This is a genomic window from uncultured Streptococcus sp., from assembly GCF_963536705.1.
Classification (GTDB): Bacteria; Bacillota; Bacilli; order Lactobacillales; family Streptococcaceae; genus Streptococcus.
The window spans coordinates 67100-83932 of the sequence record NZ_CAUTAP010000001.1; the positions used below are offsets into that span (position 1 = coordinate 67100).

The window sequence follows — 16833 nt, forward strand, 5'->3', positions numbered from 1 at the left end:
AACACGTTTCTAAAGCTCTGTCTTAATCTATTTTTCAGTAACCAATAACTTCTACAATGCTTTATCGTATTATTTGTAAGTTTTCTTGCCAAGTGGTAAAATAAAGCAGAAATAAAATATGTTCTCCTAGAGCAATCTAATCGATTAGGAACAATTAATTTGACTGTTCTTCGTAGTCATATAAAGGAGTTGATTTTATGACTAATACTAGGCGAGCAGTGCTAGCACTGAGCTTGGGTGTTTTGTTATTGCTAGCAGTGGGAATTCTACTGCAGGTTCATTTTTGGAGAATAATCATTTTGCTAGGTCTATTCTTTTTTGCTGAAGCATTTATCATCTGGTACTCTGGAAGTAAGTCTAAGTCGCAGATTAATGGCAGGCAAAGCCTTGACCTCTTCTGGCTTTATATCAAAGGCTTGAAAATTTTTTATATCACACTTGTGTGTCTCGCAATTCCTTTTGTTTCTCTGTCTTCCAATCCTGCTTTCGATTTGTTTTTTGTGCTTGAGCTGTTAGTGTTCTTGCTCTTAAGCAATTATATCTTTAGCTCTCATGGTATTCAACCGCCCAAGAAAGAGAGAGCTTTTAAAGTCTAATAGCTTTGTTTGCAGCAGTCGATTTGACTGCTGTTTTTTCAAAAAAGAAAAAAGCCTGGATTTTTCCAGGCTTTTTAGTGAAATGTGCAGGCTTAGTGCGCTACACGTTTGCGAGCTGCTTTTTTACGGTTTTCTTCGATGAAAGCCGCTTTTTGTTCTTCAGGTTCGATGACTTTTTTCTTGACTGCATATACTGCGCCTGCCACGGCAGCAACAGTAGCTGCAACTCCTGTAAGAACGCCTTTTCCAAATCCTTTAGCCATGTGATTTCTCCTTTTCTGAACTTTTATTATTTATGTTATAATTAATAGTAACGAAAAATCAAAATTTTTTCAAGGAAAAACGATGAAAACCAAGATAATTGTGATAGTGGGGCCTACAGCAGTTGGAAAAACGGCTTTGAGTATTGAAGTAGCCAAGCGCTTCAATGGCCAAATCATCAGCGGTGACAGCCAGCAGGTCTATCGTGGCTTGGATATTGGCACGGCTAAGATTCGTCCTGAAGAGCAGGAAGGCATTCCCCATCATCTGCTGGATGTGCGGGAGGTTGGAGAAAGCTACTCGGCCTATGATTTTGTGACTGAGGCGGCTCAGGCTATTCGCGAGATTGCGGCTCAAGGTCAGCTGCCCATCATTTGCGGCGGCACAGGGCTCTATATCCAGAGCTTGCTTGAGGGCTACCATCTGGGCGGAACCGTCCCTCACGAGGAGATTCTGGCCTATCGGGCGCAGCTGGACAGTTGGTCAGATGAGGATTTGTTTGAAAAAATAGCAGAGCTGGGCATCGAGATTCCACAGATAAATAGACGCAGGGCTATGAGGGCGCTAGAGATTGATCAGTTAGGTGGTCAACTAGAAAACAATCAACCAGACTATGAAGCCCTGCTGATTTGTCTAGATGATGAGCGGGAGCGACTTTATGAGCGAATCAATCAGCGAGTAGACCTGATGATAGAAGCTGGACTTTTGGAAGAAGCCCGCTGGCTGTTTGAGAAAGCTCCGACCAGTCAAGCCAGCAAGGGTATCGGCTACAAGGAACTTTTCCCCTACTTTGAAGGGCAGATGAGCCTTGAAGAGGCCGTGGACAAGCTCAAGCAGAATACCCGCCGTTTTGCCAAGCGACAGCTGACTTGGTTTCGCAACCGGATGTCCGTAACCTTTTATCAGGTAGGAAATCCAGACTATAAAAATCAGGTCATGGAAGACATTAAGAATTTTCTGGACAAGTAGCTGGCTGACCAAGTCTTAGTAAGGATATGAGATGATAGAAATAGAGAAAAAAACAGAGCGTGTCTTTCTGGTCGGTGTGGAACTGGCAGATACGGAGAATTTTGACCTATCCATGGAGGAGCTGCAAAGTCTGGCTAAGACTGCAGGGGCTGAGGTAGTTGGCTCCTATAGCCAGAAGCGGGAGAAGTATGACAGCAAGACCTTTGTCGGTTCTGGCAAGTTAGAAGAAATCCGGCAGCTGGTTGATGCCGAGGAGATTTCGACCGTCATTGTCAATAACCGTCTGACACCTCGCCAAAATGTCAATCTGGAGGAAAGCTTGGGGGTCAAGGTCATTGACCGTATGCAGCTGATTTTGGATATTTTTGCCATGAGGGCTAGGAGTCATGAGGGGAAACTTCAGGTGCATCTGGCCCAACTCAAGTACCTGCTGCCTCGCTTGGTTGGCCAGGGTATTATGCTCAGCCGTCAGGCAGGTGGCATTGGCTCTCGTGGGCCTGGTGAAAGCCAGCTGGAGCTCAATCGACGCAGTGTCCGCAATCAGATTCATGATATTGAGCGCCAGCTCAAAGCAGTGGAGAAAAATCGAGCTACCGTTCGTGAAAAACGGCTGGAATCCAGTATTTTCAAAATCGGCCTCATTGGTTATACCAATGCTGGAAAGTCCACTATTATGAACTGCTTGACCAGCAAGAGCCAGTATGAGGCCGACGAACTTTTTGCGACGCTAGATGCCACGACCAAGAACATCAATCTCAGTGGTCAGCTCAATGTCACTCTGACGGACACAGTTGGCTTCATTCAGGATTTGCCTACAGAGCTGGTATCCAGCTTTAAGTCGACTCTGGAAGAGAGTAAAAATGTCGATTTGATGGTCCATGTTATTGATGCTAGTGACCCTCATCATGAGGAGCACGAAAAGACCGTCCTTGACATCATGAATGAGCTGGACATGCTGGATATTCCCCGGCTGACTCTCTATAACAAAGCGGACAAGGCGGAGCATTTCACTCCGACCCTGACTCCTTATTCTTTGGTTTCGGCTAAGGCTGATAATAGCAGAGCTGTTTTACAGCAAGTCCTGCTGGAGCGGATGAAAGAGCTCTTTTTGCCTTTTACCATCAAGGTAGCGCCGGCTAAGGCCTACAAGATTCATGTTTTAGAGAAAGTAGTGATTATGGGGAATCGAGAATACATAGACGATGTTGAAGTCATTTCAGGCTGGATTGCCGAGAAAAACAAATGGAAGCTGGAAGAATTTTATGACTGATTATATTGACTTGGCCCTCAAATACGGCGGTTTTACTAGCCTAGACAGGGTCTACTTAGAGCAAGTATTGGCTAGCCTGACAGAAGAGCAGAAGCTGAGCTTTATCACACCGCCGCCCAGCGTTATCAATGCTTACTTTGCTGAGCTTTATCAAAAGAAAAGTCCGGAAGCCGCGACAGCCTATTTTCTAGAGATTAGCCAGGCACTGGACTTGTGGAATGCGGAGCCTAGCTTTGTAGAAAGCAAGCCTTTTGTCCGCCTCAATCTTTCTGGCAAGTCCTATGGATTTTGCTATGAGAGTGAGGAAGTCGGCTTGGTCTTCCCTGAAAAGCCAGAGCCGGTATCAGCTGACTTGCTCTTTGAAATCGCCCAAGTCTTTCCACAGTACTTGGTTTACGAAGAAGCTGGGAGAATAAAAATGGTACCTCTCAATGCTGAGTCTCAAGTCGTTAATAGTCAGGAGTTGACTGCTTTGACCGATTGGCAGCAGCTAGCTGATGGCAGCCAGAGAGTTCTGGGCTACAATCAAGATGAAGTCAGTCAGCTGGCTCAGTCCTATTCTGGCAGGAAATACTATCACTCGCAGAATCGCTCTGCTATGATTTATATCATTTAGAAAGAAAAACATGCAATTACAATTTTTAGGAACCGGAGCCGGTCAGCCATCCAAAGCTCGCAATGTGTCCAGCCTTGTCCTCAAGCTGTTAGAGGAGATCAATGAGGTCTGGATGTTTGACTGTGGTGAGGGGACCCAGCACCAGATCTTGGAGACGACAATTAAACCGCGCAAAATCAGCAAGATTTTTATCACGCATCTGCATGGCGACCATATTTTTGGCTTGCCGGGTTTTCTGTCCAGTCGTTCTTTTCAGGCTAATGAAGAGCAGACTGACTTGGAAATTTATGGTCCCAAAGGCATTAAAAACTTTGTCCTGTCTAGCCTGCGCGTGTCTGGCTCTCGTCTGCCTTATCGGATTGATTTTCATGAGTTTGATGAAAACAGTCTGGGCAAGATTCTTGAAACGGACAAGTTCACAGTTTATGCGGATAAGCTGGATCACACAATTTTCTGTGTGGGTTATCGGGTGATGCAGAAAGATTTGGAAGGAACGCTGGATGCAGACAAGCTAAGAGAGGCGGGCGTACCTTTTGGTCCTCTCTTTGGTAAGGTCAAGAACGGTCAGGATATCGTCCTAGAAGATGGGACCAAAATTATTGCAGCAGACTATATCTCAGCTCCTCGTCCAGGCAAGACCATTGCTATTCTGGGTGATACTCGGAAGACTGCTGCCAGCGTCCGTCTGGCAGTGGCAGCAGATGTGTTGGTCCATGAAGCGACCTATGGCAAGGGAGACGAAAAATTGGCCCGCAATCACGGTCATTCTACCAATATGCAAGCCGCAGAAGTAGCCAAGGAAGCAGGTGCCAAGCGCCTTCTCCTCAACCATATCAGTGCTCGCTTTCTAGCCAAGGACATCAGCCAAATGCGTCGCGATGCCAGTGCTGTCTTTGAAAAGGTCCATGTGGTCAAGGACTTGGAAGAGGTTGAGATATGAGAACCATCATCATCACAGGGGCTAGCGGTGGGCTAGCTCAGGAAATGGTTAAGCTCTTGCCCCATGACCGACTGATTTTGGTCGGACGGAGCAAGGCTAAGCTGGAAAAACTATATGGAGAAAGGGAAATTCTTGACTTAGTGGAGCTGGATATCACAGATAGCTCAGCTTTGGAAAGATTTGCTGAGCGGATTGACAGCCAGTACGGTCGTGTTGATGTCCTGGTCAATAACGCTGGCTATGGGATTTTTGAGGAATTTGACAAAATCAGCTCCAGTGATATTGAGGCCATGTTTGAAGTCAATACCTTTGCCCTGATGAATCTGTCCCGGCTCTTTGGAGCTCGCATGAAGCAGGCAGGTCAAGGACACATCGTCAATATCGTTAGTATGGCCGGCCTCATTGCCAGTAGCAAGTCCAGTCTTTACTCAGCGACTAAGTTTGCGGCGATTGGCTTTTCTAATGCCCTGCGTTTGGAACTCCTGCCTTTTGGGGTCTATGTCACGACGGTTAATCCAGGTCCTATCAAAACAGCCTTTTTCGATCAGGCAGATCCTGATGGTTCCTATGTAAAAGCAGTCGACAAGTATATCCTTGAACCTGATTTTGTAGCGAGCAAAATTGTCAGTTCCTTTGGTAAAAATAAGCGGGAAATGAATCTACCAGGGATTCTCAATCTAGCTCACAAGCTTTATACCCTTTTTCCAAGAATTGCCGACAAGATGGCAGCCAATATGTTTAACTATAAGTGAGGTCTCATGACAGCTAATCTACAAGCTTACAAAGCTCATCTGCAGGCGCCTTGGGGCAAGCTTCAGTATGATATTGTTTTTGCCTTTCTAGAGTCGCTGAGGGGCCAGAAAATCCTTGATTTCGGCAGTGGTTTTGGAATTGTGGCTGATTTTCTAGCGAAAAACAACCAAGTGACCGCCATCGAGCTGAGCCCAGAAATGATTGCTGAGCGCAAGCAGAACTTTTATTATGAGCAATTGCAAGGCAGCTTGGACCTTCTGCAACAATTGCCAGACCAGTCTTTTGATGTCATCGTCTGTCATAATGTCTTAGAGTATGTATCTGACCCTGCTCTCTATTTGACAGAATTTTCCCGCCTCTTAAAAAAGGACGGCAAAATTTCTCTGGTCAAGCATCACGAGGTCGGGCGGATTATGCATACGGTGGTTTTTGAAAATAATCCAGAAAAAGCCCAGCATCTTTTGGCGGGTGAGACATATCAAACCCACAGCATGGGAGCTGCTAAGGTCTATCAGATACAAGATATGATTTCAGGTCTTCCATTAGAAGTTGAAGATTATCAAGGGATACGGATTTTTTACGGCTTGCAGGCCAATGAATATAAAACTGCCCCTAACTGGGCTGAAAAGATGCTTGAGATGGAGCTGGCAGTCTGCAACCAATCTCCTTATCGGGACATCGCTGCCTTTCAGCATGTTTGGCTAGTCAAGTCCTAGGTCAAAGGAAAAAAGTGCTCATTTACATCTTAAACAAACCTCTTAAGGAGAAAGCTTGATGCAAAGGAGAGAAGTCATAGAGCCAGAGCAATCAGTAAATTATGCCCTGCTCAGCCTTTTTCAATATATCGCTTCTGTTTTTGTGATTATGGTCCATTGCCAGAGGCTTTTTGAACATGAAGCCCTGCATTTTGTTCAAAAGAGTATGTTTGGTCGCATGGCGGTTCCTTTCTTTTTAATTTCTTCAGCCTATTTTTTCCGAGTACGCTGGAAGCAAGAGCCTCAAGCTGTGAAACTAACTCTGTATATTAAAGGCATTTTAAAGGTCTATGGCTTTTGGAGCTTGGTCTATCTCCCCTATGCTTTGACTTACTTCCAATCTCTGCACTTGCCTCTCTACCTAGCTCCGCTGGCTATTCTTGCAGCGCTCTTCTACATCGGAATGAGCTACCAGCTCTGGTATATTCCTGCCTTTCTCTTAGGTCTGCTGCTGGTCCATTTTTTGTATAGGAAGTTGGGTCCCAAGAAAACATTTGCCCTTTTGTTAATTCTCTACGCTTTAGGTGCTATTGAGACTTATCACGCCTATCTGTCGCCTAGTCTGCTGACAGACTGGTATGATGCCTATGCCCAGCTCTTTTTCACCAGCAGGAATGGCCTCTTCTATACGCCCATTTTTATCTATTTAGGCTACTTTTTAGCTGATTACGGGCAGATAGCCTTATTTCAGAAAAAACGCTGGCTGTCTCTTCTGTTGGCAAGTCTTTTCCTGGCAGGCGAAGGAGTGTTGGTTTACATCAGGCAGGGACTGGATAAAAACTTTTTCTTTGCTCTCATTCCCTTTACACTTTTCTTATTCAATTGGCTACTAAAAGCAGAGTGGAAGCGCGAAAAAAAATGGCGACATTTTAAAGATCTAAGTATCCTTTATTTCTTCCTCCATCCTATCTTTATTGAGTTATCTTTCTTTCTGCTCAAATCCCAGCAGCTGCCCAAGTGGGAAAATGGCCGTTGGGCCTTCCTTCTGACGATTATCCTGACCCACCTGACGTCAGAGTTGGTGATTGGATGGCGAGGGAAGAAAAACATATAGAGCGTTAAGAGCAGCTATCAATTTTGAATAGAATTAACTATAAAACATTTCAAAGGAGTTCCACATGCTTGAACGTCTACAACAGCAGCTGGCTTTTACCAATGAGCTGGAAAAGCTGAAAGCCACTCATCGCAACAATCGAACCTTGGACGCCTATCGTTTTGAGAATTCTGCTGAGCATAGTTGGCAGGGTGCGCTCATGGCGCTAGTTTTTCGAGAATATATCCCTGAAGAAGTCAATCTGGAAAAGGTCATGTCTATGTTATTGATTCATGATTTAGGCGAAATATATGCTGGTGATACCTTTATCTTTGACGATGTGGGCAAGAGCGATTCTTATGATAGAGAGCTTGAGTCCTTGAAAATCAGTTTGGACAAGCTGCCGTCAGATCAGCAGGATTCCTTTTTAGAGCTTTGGCAGGAGTTTGAGACCGGCATTAGCATAGAGGCTAAATATGCCCGAGTGTTGGACGCTCTGGTTCCTCTGCTCAATCACTTGGAAGTCGCTCAGCCTCATGACAACCCTTATGGCCTGACCAAGTCGCAGGTCATCGCTAAGAAATCCTTTATCCAAGAAACCTCTGAAACTCTTTGGGAATTGGCTCAGGAAATTATTGATCAAAGTGTTGCTAAGGGGCTTTACCTAGATGAGTGAGCCTGATGGCCTCGCTCGTAGATAAGAAGTTTGAGACTGGTTGAACCAGTCTTTTCATGTTATAATATTCAGACAAGATTGAACGGAGAAAGTGTTTCACTCATCATGATTAGCTCAAAATACGACTGGCAGTTTGCCACTAATTTTACAGACGAAAAATTTTTAAAAAAGGCTAAGAAAGCTGGATTAGAACCTGCCGCTGCCAGTCTTCTTTACCAAAGAGGTGTTCAGACTGAAGAGGCTTTACAGGAATTTTTGGAGCCTGGTTTAGACCAGCTTCACAACCCTTATGACTTGCATGATATGGAGCGGGCAGTGGTTCGCATTCGCGCAGCGATTGAAAATTACGAACAGATTTTGATCTATGGCGATTATGATGCTGATGGGATGACCTCGGCATCTATTGTCAAGGAAGCCTTGGAGCAGCTGGGGGCTGAGTGTCAGGTTTATCTGCCCAATCGCTTTACGGATGGCTATGGCCCTAATAGCAGTGTTTACAAATATTTTATTGAAAATCAAGCCATCTCGCTCATTATTACAGTGGATAATGGAGTGGCTGGCCTTGAAGCTATCGAGCTAGCTCAGTCTCTGGGCGTGGATGTCATCGTGACGGATCACCACTCCATGCCTGAGGAGCTACCAAACGCCTATGCGATTGTCCATCCGGAACATAGCGGAGCAGATTATCCTTTCAAGCATTTAGCCGGTTGTGGGGTGGCTTTTAAGCTGGCAACAGCCTTGCTGGAAGAAGTCCAAGTCGAACTTTTGGACTTAGTTGCCATTGGCACCATTGCCGATATGGTCAGTCTGACGGGGGAAAATCGGATCCTAGTCAAATACGGCCTTTCCGTCCTCAAAAATACCCAGCGAGTAGGACTTCAGGAACTCTTCAAAATAGCTGGTATTCAGCCTGATGAACTGGATGAAGAAACTGTTGGCTTCCAGCTTGCCCCCAGACTCAATGCCTTGGGACGGCTGGATGATCCCAATCCAGCGATTGAGCTTTTGACAGGCTTTGACGATGAAGAAGCTCGTGACATTGCTCTTATGATCAACCAGAAAAATGACGAGCGTAAGGAAATCGTCCAGCAGATTTATGAAGAGGCACAAACCATGCTGGACCCTAAGAGCCCAGTGCAGGTCTTGGCCAAGGAAGGTTGGAATCCTGGAGTGCTAGGGATTGTCGCTGGTCGCTTGCTGGAAGAGCTGCACCAGCCAGTCATAGTGCTCAATATTGAGGATGGCATCGCTAAGGGAAGCGCCCGCAGTATTGAAGCGGTCAATATTTTTGAGGCTTTGGACAGCCACCGTGATCTCTTTGTTGCCTTTGGTGGTCATGCTGGAGCAGCTGGGATGACTCTCGAAGCAGATAAGCTGGCGGAGCTTGCTGATATCCTAACAGCATACATTTTAGACAATGATTTGGATTTGACTGGCAAAACAGCCCTTTATTTAGATGAGGAGTTGCACCTGCCAGAACTGACCCTCGATACACTCAAAAGCTTTGAAAAACTGGCGCCTTTCGGTATGGATAATAAGAAGCCGCTTTTTTATCTCAAGGACTTTAAAGTGGACAATGCTCGGACCATGGGGGCTGGCAATAGCCATCTCAAGCTGAAAATTTCTCAGGAAGATGCATCTTTTGAAGTAGTAGCTTTTGGGCAAGGAAGCCTGGCGACAGAGTTTGACCAGACCAAGAATCTGGAGCTAGCTGTCAGTCTCTCTGTCAATAAATGGAATGGACAGACCAGTCTCCAGCTCATGCTGGTAGATGCCCGTGTGGACGGCGTTCAGCTTTTCAATATCCGCAGCAAAAATGCGACTTTGCCTGACAAAGTTCCTGTCTTGCGTTTCACAGAGGAATTGCCAGATTTGACAAATAGCAGAGCAGTTGTGGTTTATGACCTTCCCGATGATTTGCAGGACTTGAAGAAGATTCTTCAATCACAGGATTTCGAAGCGATTTACTTTAAGAATGAGATTGCCAAGCCATACTATCTTACAGGTTATGGTAACCGTGAGCAGTTTGCCAAACTTTACAAAACTGTCTATCAGTTCCCCGAGTTTGATGTTCGCTATAAGCTCAAGGATCTAGCAGCTTACCTGAAAATAGATCCTATTCTCTTGGTCAAAATGATTCAGATTTTTGAAGAACTTGGTTTTGTTAGTATCACCGAAGGCGTCATGAAGGTCAATAAAGAAGCAGAAAAGAAAGAAATTGATAGCAGTCTTATTTACCAAGACCTCAAGCGCCTAGTCAAAGAACAAGAACTCATGGCACTGGGCACCGTGCAAGAGATTTATAATTATTTGATGGAGAGATGAGATGGTACCAGACTAAGCCAAAGCCTTGCAAAGGAGAACATTTTAGATGAATGAAATTATCCTGAGCTTTAAACCAGAATTTTTTAAAGCTTTGCTAACAGTAAAAAAGCATTTTGAATATCGTTCAAGGATTCCTGAAAAAGAAACGGTAGCCTATTTATATCTTTCCTCACCCGCTAAGATGATTGTTGGGAAAATGGTTTTAGGTCAGCGTAATAATATCCAACACTTTTTAGAAAATTCAGATTTAGCCAATAGTAGTCGTTCATATTTGGAAAAACATTTGCAAGAAGGTGCTAAGTATTTTTCTCCAATTTACTCCCTGTCTCTTCTTGACTCGCCTATATCATTGAAACAAGCTAAAGAATTATCACCGAGATTTAACGCTCCTCAAGGCTATAGTTATATGTCGAATTATAAAGAATTGAATGATTTTCTTGAAAAATCTGTATTTTCAATATTTGAGATTAATCCATCTAATGATTTGGACTTATTAGGCTTATTTACGAAGGATATTGTAAAAAATTATGAACAAGAAATAGCAACACCACTTTATTTAGAGCAATACATTTAATTTTGACTTGCCTAGAAAAAACGATTATAAAGGTTAACCAACTCAATCCCAGCCTCAATAAGGTGGTCTATAAATGAATGAAACATACTCTTTTAAATTAAATAATCTATCCCCTTAAAAAATAACTTTTCTATTACCATTTGGAGGAAAAAGTGATATAATAGAGAGTAAAAAATTTTTTTGAAAGAAAGTATATCATGAATTTAAAAGACTACATTGCAACAATCGAAAATTATCCAAAGGAGGGCGTGACATTCCGTGATATCAGCCCATTGATGGCAGACGGAAATGCTTATAGCTACGCTGTTCGTGAGATTGTTCAATATGCGACAGACAAGAAGATTGACATGATCGTTGGACCGGAAGCTCGTGGCTTTATCGTGGGTTGTCCGGTTGCATTTGAGTTGGGAATTGGCTTTGCTCCAGTCCGCAAGCCTGGTAAGCTTCCTCGTGAAGTTATCTCAGCTGACTATGAAAAAGAGTATGGTATGGATACCCTGACCATGCATGCAGATGCTATCAAGCCAGATCAGCGCGTTCTGATTGTAGATGATCTCCTTGCGACTGGTGGAACAGTGAAGGCGACGATTGAGATGATTGAGCGCCTTGGTGGTGTAGTAGCTGGCTGTGCCTTCCTTATTGAGCTGGATGAGCTCAAAGGTCGCGAAGTTATCGGCGATTACGACTACAAGGTTCTGATGCACTATTAATACATAGTTTCTAGCTATATCTAGTTAGAGAAAAAGTATAATTGAAAACTATATCTCCTTTCAGTATAATGAAAGTACATTGGATAAACAAAGAATAGGCTGGAAAAGTATTTCCAAGCCTTTCTAACGATTGAAGGAGATATTTTCATGCCAATTAAGATTGATAAGAAACTGCCAGCTGTTGACATTTTAAGTTCTGAGAATATCTTTGTCATGGATGACGACAGGGCGGACCATCAGGATATCCGCCCTCTGAATATTCTGGTACTCAATCTCATGCCCCAGAAAATGGTGACGGAGACTCAGATACTGCGCCACTTGGCTAATACTCCGCTGCAGTTGACTATTGACTTCCTCTACATGAGCTCTCACCAGTCTAAAACGACACGTGCAGAGCATATGGAGACTTTCTATAAGACTTTTGATGAGGTTAAAAATCGCTATTTTGATGGCTTGATTATCACTGGTGCACCGGTAGAGCATCTGCCTTTTGAAGCGGTGGACTACTGGGAAGAGTTCCAGCAGGTGATTGAATGGTCCAAGACCCATGTCTTTTCGACTCTGCATATCTGTTGGGGAGCTCAGGCTGGACTTTACGCTCGCTACGGCGTTGACAAGCACCAAATGATGCGCAAATTATCGGGTGTCTATAGCCAGTCAGCTGACAGCAGTAATCTACTTTTCCGTGGCTTTGACGATGACTTTTATGCGCCGCATTCCCGGCATACTGAAGTTCTGAAGGAAGATATTGTCAATCTGACCAATCTGGAAATTCTCTCATATGGTGAAGATATTGGCCTCTCTGTGCTGGCTAGCCGAGACTTGCGAGAGGTGTATAGCTTCGGTCACATGGAATACGACCGCGATACTCTATCTAAAGAGTATTTCCGCGATTTGAAGGCAGGGAAGAATCCACACATTCCAGAGAATTATTTTAAAAACGATGATGTCCATGCGACACCGGCCTTGCGTTGGAGTTCGGCCGCGGCACTCTTTTTCAGCAATTGGGTCAATTATGCTGTCTATCAGGAGACGCCTTTCGACTGGGAGAGTCCTGAAAATGATGTATCGTTTTTTGCTTATCTATAAGAGGTGACATGACTTATTTATCAGCTTTTAAATCGGGCAATCTAGTAATCCCGAGTGCCCTTCTTTTACATTTTAAGGACATCTTTGATTCCAGCGATGATTTTTTGGTCTGGCAGTTTTTCTATCTGCAAAATACTACTTCTCTGGAAGAGCTGGCGCCTAGTCAGATTGCGGAGCATATTGGCAAGACCCTGTCAGAAGTCAATCGCTCTATGTCCCATCTGACAGAGAAAGGTCTCTTGCAGTATAAGACCATTGAGCTGAATGGAGAGACAGAGGTTATCTTTGATGCTTCACCGGCTTTAGAAAAGCTGGATGAACTGCTGGCAGCCAAAAGTGGTCCGCAGACTGTGGTAAAGGCACCTCAGAATGTTTTGAAAGACTTGGTGGAGACCTTCCAGCAGGAGCTGGGCCGTCTCTTGACACCCTTTGAAATTGAGGACTTGACCAAGACTGTTCAAGACGATAAAACCAATCCTGACTTGGTCAAGGCTGCTCTTCGTGAGGCTGTGTTTAATGGCAAGGCCAACTGGAAGTATATTCAGGCTATCTTGCGCAATTGGCGTAAAGAAGGCATCACTACGCTTGCTCAGGTAGAAGCCAAGCGGGAAGAACGTGAAGCCGCTAATCCTCAAAATGTGACAGTTTCAGATGATTTCCTCAATGCCATGAATTTGTGGAAGGACTGACTTTATTAGATTTATGGTGGCCTGTTAGATATGACAGGCTCTTGGTTTTATAAAAAAGGAGAAAAGTATGACCTATCAATTGCCAAAAGTCTGGTCCGCTGCGGACAGCGACCAAGGAAAATTTTCAGGTATCAATCAACCTACTGCAGGCGCACGCTTTGAGCAGAAGCTTCCAGTCGGTAAAGAGCCTTTTCAGCTTTATTCACTTGGGACACCTAATGGAGTCAAGGTGACGATTATGCTGGAGGAACTACTGGCAGCAGGTGTGACAGAGGCAACCTATGACCTCTATAAGATCAGCATCATGGATGGCGACCAGTTTGGCTCAGATTTTGTGAAACTCAATCCCAACTCCAAGATTCCGGCCTTGTTGGACCAGTCAGCCGATAAGCCGATTCCTGTCTTCGAGTCTGCGAATATCCTACTCTATCTAGCAGAGAAGTTTGGAAAGCTGATTCCGTCAGATTTGGAAGGTCGAACTGAGGTGCTCAACTGGCTCTTCTGGCAGACAGGAGCGGCGCCCTTCTTGGGAGGCGGATTTGGTCATTTCTTTAACTATGCTCCAGAAAAGCTAGAATATCCTATCAACCGCTTTACGATGGAAGCCAAGCGACAGCTGGATTTGTTGGACAAAGAATTAGCCAAGAAAGCTTATATCGCTGGAGATGACTACAGTATTGCTGATATTGCTATCTGGTCTTGGTATGGGCAGTTAGTACAGGATAAGCTCTATTCAGGCGCAGCTGAGTTCTTGGATGCTCCCTCCTACAAACATCTAGTTACTTGGGCGGAGAAGATTGCAGTTCGTCCGGCGGTTCAGCGCTGTTTAGCTGCCGAGTATCAGGAAATCAAATAAACATTTGATGGGTAGGAGCTTCCCATCATCAAGTGGCGAGACAAAATCAGTTTATCAACAGGCTGATTTTTCTTTCGCTGCTTTTTTTATGCCCTTAAAAATGATATACTGAATAGAAGAATGTTTAGAAAAGAGTGAGCAATGCAAAAAAGGACTATTTCCCAACGCTTGGAGCGAGTAGCTGCTTTTGTGCCGGATGGGGCAAAGTTGCTGGATGTTGGGAGCGATCACGCCTATCTGCCTATTTACCTGATTCAGGAAGGACGGATTGAGAAGGCTCTGGCTGGAGAAGTGGTAGAGGGGCCTTTTCAGTCTGCCCAGAAAAATGTGGCAGAGCATGGGCTGACGGAGCAGATTGAGGTTCGTCTTGCCAATGGTCTGGCGGCTTTTGAAGCGGAAGATCAGATTGACACCATCGTTATAGCTGGCATGGGTGGTCGCTTGATTTCAGAGATTTTGGAAAATGGCAGAGCTAAGCTTGGAGCTATTTCCCGCTTGATTTTGCAGCCTAATAACCGAGAGGATGAGCTTCGCAGCTGGCTGGTATCTAGCGGCTTTCGCTTGCTGGCTGAGGATATCTTAGAAGAGGCTGGTAAGTTTTACGAAATCCTAGTGGCAGAAGCCGGCCAGCAAACTTTGACAGAGCAAGAAAAACGCTTCGGGCCTTTCCTGCTAAAAAAGCAATCGTCTGTTTTTCAGTTAAGATGGCAGAAAGAACTGAAGAAACTTGAAGGAGCTCTAGCCCATATCCCAGAAAAGAATCAGCTGGAACGCTCTGCTATGTCCCAAAAAATCGAAAATATCAAGGAGGTGCTCCATGTTAGCAAGTGAAATCATCGCCCGTTATGAAGCCTATTGCCCGCAAGAACTGTCCATTGAGGGCGACATTTCAGGCTTGCAAATCGGGACTTTGGATAAGGAAGTGGACAAGGTTCTAGTGGCGCTGGATATTCGTGAGCAGACAGTGGCGGAGGCTATTGAGGCAGGTGCTGGACTGATTATCGTTAAGCATGCGCCTATTTTTCGCCCGCTCAAGAACCTAGTGGTGGATAAGGCGCAAAATCAGATGATTTTAGACCTCATCAAGCATGATATTGCTGTCTATGTCAGTCATACCAATATTGATGTTGTGGAGGACGGGCTTAATGACTGGTTCTGTCAGCTTTTAGAGATTGAGGAGACAAGTTTTCTTAGTCAGACGGGGCCAGATTACGGCATTGGCCGCGTGGGGAGGATTGCTCCTCAGACATTTGGGGACTTTGCGGCTAAGGTCAAGGCAAGTTTTGGACTAGATAGCTTGCGTATGGTCGCTTATAAAGAAGCAGATCTCGAACGCGTGATTGAGCGTGTGGCTATTTGTGGTGGCAGCGGTCAGTCCTTTTATCCAGAGGCCATTGCCAAGGGAGCGCAGGTCTACATTACAGGTGATATCTACTATCACACTGCTCAGGAAATGCTGACAGAAGGGCTTTTTGCGCTGGATCCTGGACATCATATCGAGGTTCTATTTACGAAAAAATTAAAAGAAAAGCTTGATACTTGGAAGGCAGAAGAGGGCTGGGAGATTGAGATTCTGGCTAGTCAGGCTTGGACCAATCCTTTCCGACATATTTGAGAGGGAGTGACATGAAAAAAGTAGCAGTAATTGGTGCTGGAATTGTCGGCTCAACAGTGGCTTACTATCTTTCAAAATCCCCAGATGTGGAAGTGACTGTCTTTGATGACGGTAAGGGGCAGGCGACCAAGGCAGCAGCTGGCATTATCAGTCCTTGGTTTTCCAAACGTCGCAATAAGGCTTGGTACAGAATGGCACGTCTGGGCGCTGATTTTTATCAGAACTTGATTGCGGATCTGAAAGCAGCTGGTATTCAGACAGACTTTTACCAACAGACAGGTGTTTATCTGCTGAAAAAGGATGAGAGCAAGCTACAGGAACTTTATGATTTGGCTTCTAATCGTCGTGAAGAGTCGCCCTTAATAGGGGACTTGAGTCTTCTCAGCCTTCAGGAAGCCCATGAGAAATTTCCAGACTTGCAATGCTTTGAGCGGCTTCTTTATGCTTCCGGCGGCGCCCGTGTGGAGGGAGCACTCTTGACGGAGACGCTTCTGAAAGCCAGCAAGGCAGAGTTGGTTGAGAAAAAGGTAAGCCTGGCAGTAGAAGGAGAGCAACTTCTGGTGAACGGACGCAGCTTTGACAGTGTTATCTTAGCTGTGGGGGCTTGGTTGGGAGAAATCTTGCAGCCACTGGGCTATAAGACAGATGTTCGGCCGCAAAAAGGACAGCTACGTGATTTCAAGCTGGCTGAAAAGACGGATGACTACCCAGTTGTTATGCCTGAGGGCGAGCTGGATATCATTCCCTTTCTGGCAGGCAAGATCAGCGTCGGGGCCAGTCATGAAAATGATCAGGGCTTTGATTTGACGGTAGATAAGAAACTGCTGAATCAGTTGCAGCAAGAAGCGGAAACTTATTTGCCGAGGTTGGCTACTGCAGAGATTTTAGGCGAGCGCGTGGGAACACGGGCTTATACCAGCGATTTTGCTCCTTTCTTTGGAGCTGTTCCAAACTTGTCAAATGTTTACGCTGCCAGCGGACTAGGCTCTTCTGGTCTGACAACTGGCCCACTCATCGGACTCCAATTAGCTCAGATGGCTTTAGGAGAAGTGGGACAGCTGAATCCAGCTGACTATCCTATCGAGAGGTATGTGAAGAAGGTTTGA

19 protein-coding genes are annotated in these 16833 nt (G+C 45.0%); 18 read left to right on the forward strand and 1 reads right to left on the reverse strand.

Annotation, left to right across the window (positions count from 1 at the left end; genetic code table 11):
• Positions 1–197: 197 nt before the first annotated feature.
• The gene (locus tag RWX26_RS00305; protein WP_314578061.1) at positions 198–596 is read left to right on the forward strand and encodes a hypothetical protein; all 399 of its coding nucleotides are present in this window, start codon (positions 198–200) and stop codon (positions 594–596) included.
• A gap of 92 nt (positions 597–688) precedes the next feature.
• Here RWX26_RS00305 and RWX26_RS00310 read toward each other — a convergent pair whose 3' ends face one another.
• A complete protein-coding gene (locus RWX26_RS00310) occupies positions 689–859 on the reverse strand; it encodes a DUF3042 family protein (RefSeq protein WP_002895160.1) in 171 nt (56 codons plus the stop codon).
• 82 nt (positions 860–941) lie between these two features.
• Here RWX26_RS00310 and miaA point away from each other — a divergent pair, with 82 nt between their 5' ends.
• The 17 genes from miaA to RWX26_RS00395 all read left to right on the forward strand — a co-directional run bounded on the left by miaA (position 942) and on the right by RWX26_RS00395 (position 16833).
• On the forward strand, positions 942–1826 hold the full coding sequence (gene miaA / locus RWX26_RS00315) for a tRNA (adenosine(37)-N6)-dimethylallyltransferase MiaA (protein WP_314578063.1): 885 nt from the start codon (positions 942–944) through the stop codon (positions 1824–1826).
• Positions 1827–1857: 31 nt separating this feature from the next.
• Positions 1858–3096, forward strand: a complete 1239-nt coding sequence (gene hflX / locus RWX26_RS00320; RefSeq protein ID WP_314578064.1) for a GTPase HflX — start codon at positions 1858–1860, stop codon at positions 3094–3096.
• On the forward strand, positions 3089–3712 hold the full coding sequence (locus RWX26_RS00325) for a cystathionine beta-lyase (RefSeq protein ID WP_314578067.1): 624 nt from the start codon (positions 3089–3091) through the stop codon (positions 3710–3712). The genes hflX and RWX26_RS00325 overlap by 8 nt, the downstream gene beginning before the upstream one ends.
• 10 nt (positions 3713–3722) lie before the next feature.
• The gene (gene rnz, locus RWX26_RS00330) at positions 3723–4652 is read left to right on the forward strand and encodes a ribonuclease Z (RefSeq protein WP_125434335.1); all 930 of its coding nucleotides are present in this window, start codon (positions 3723–3725) and stop codon (positions 4650–4652) included.
• Positions 4649–5404 (forward strand): SDR family oxidoreductase, encoded by a 756-nt coding sequence (locus tag RWX26_RS00335; RefSeq protein ID WP_125434334.1) that lies wholly within the window; start codon positions 4649–4651, stop codon positions 5402–5404. Before rnz ends, RWX26_RS00335 begins: the two co-directional genes overlap by 4 nt.
• Positions 5405–5410: 6 nt before the next feature.
• Positions 5411–6121 carry a methyltransferase domain-containing protein gene (locus RWX26_RS00340; RefSeq protein ID WP_314578071.1) on the forward strand — a complete coding sequence of 237 codons (711 nt, stop codon included), beginning with the start codon at positions 5411–5413 and terminating at the stop codon, positions 6119–6121.
• Between the two features lie 58 nt (positions 6122–6179).
• A complete protein-coding gene (locus RWX26_RS00345) occupies positions 6180–7214 on the forward strand; it encodes an acyltransferase family protein (RefSeq protein ID WP_314578073.1) in 1035 nt (344 codons plus the stop codon).
• Positions 7215–7278: 64 nt separating this feature from the next.
• On the forward strand, positions 7279–7869 hold the full coding sequence (locus RWX26_RS00350) for an HD domain-containing protein (protein WP_314366754.1): 591 nt from the start codon (positions 7279–7281) through the stop codon (positions 7867–7869).
• Between the two features lie 105 nt (positions 7870–7974).
• On the forward strand, positions 7975–10194 hold the full coding sequence (recJ, locus tag RWX26_RS00355; RefSeq protein WP_314578076.1) for a single-stranded-DNA-specific exonuclease RecJ: 2220 nt from the start codon (positions 7975–7977) through the stop codon (positions 10192–10194).
• Positions 10195–10240: 46 nt separating this feature from the next.
• Complete coding sequence (locus RWX26_RS00360) at positions 10241–10768, forward strand: hypothetical protein (RefSeq protein ID WP_004186488.1); 528 nt, start codon at positions 10241–10243, stop codon at positions 10766–10768.
• A 197-nt stretch (positions 10769–10965) separates the two neighbouring features.
• Entirely contained in the window at positions 10966–11478 is a 513-nt protein-coding gene (locus RWX26_RS00365; RefSeq protein WP_314578079.1) for an adenine phosphoribosyltransferase, read from the forward strand.
• Positions 11479–11625: 147 nt separating this feature from the next.
• A complete protein-coding gene (gene metA, locus RWX26_RS00370) occupies positions 11626–12567 on the forward strand; it encodes a homoserine O-succinyltransferase (RefSeq protein WP_314578081.1) in 942 nt (313 codons plus the stop codon).
• Between the two features lie 8 nt (positions 12568–12575).
• Positions 12576–13256 carry a DnaD domain-containing protein gene (locus RWX26_RS00375; protein ID WP_314578084.1) on the forward strand — a complete coding sequence of 227 codons (681 nt, stop codon included), beginning with the start codon at positions 12576–12578 and terminating at the stop codon, positions 13254–13256.
• Between the two features lie 67 nt (positions 13257–13323).
• Entirely contained in the window at positions 13324–14112 is a 789-nt protein-coding gene (gene yghU / locus RWX26_RS00380) for a glutathione-dependent disulfide-bond oxidoreductase (protein WP_314578085.1), read from the forward strand.
• 141 nt (positions 14113–14253) lie between these two features.
• A complete protein-coding gene (locus RWX26_RS00385) occupies positions 14254–14943 on the forward strand; it encodes a tRNA (adenine(22)-N(1))-methyltransferase TrmK (RefSeq protein ID WP_314578087.1) in 690 nt (229 codons plus the stop codon).
• The gene (locus tag RWX26_RS00390) at positions 14930–15727 is read left to right on the forward strand and encodes a Nif3-like dinuclear metal center hexameric protein (protein ID WP_314578088.1); all 798 of its coding nucleotides are present in this window, start codon (positions 14930–14932) and stop codon (positions 15725–15727) included. The genes RWX26_RS00385 and RWX26_RS00390 overlap by 14 nt, the downstream gene beginning before the upstream one ends.
• Before the next feature lie 11 nt (positions 15728–15738).
• The gene (locus RWX26_RS00395; protein ID WP_314578090.1) at positions 15739–16833 is read left to right on the forward strand and encodes an FAD-dependent oxidoreductase; all 1095 of its coding nucleotides are present in this window, start codon (positions 15739–15741) and stop codon (positions 16831–16833) included.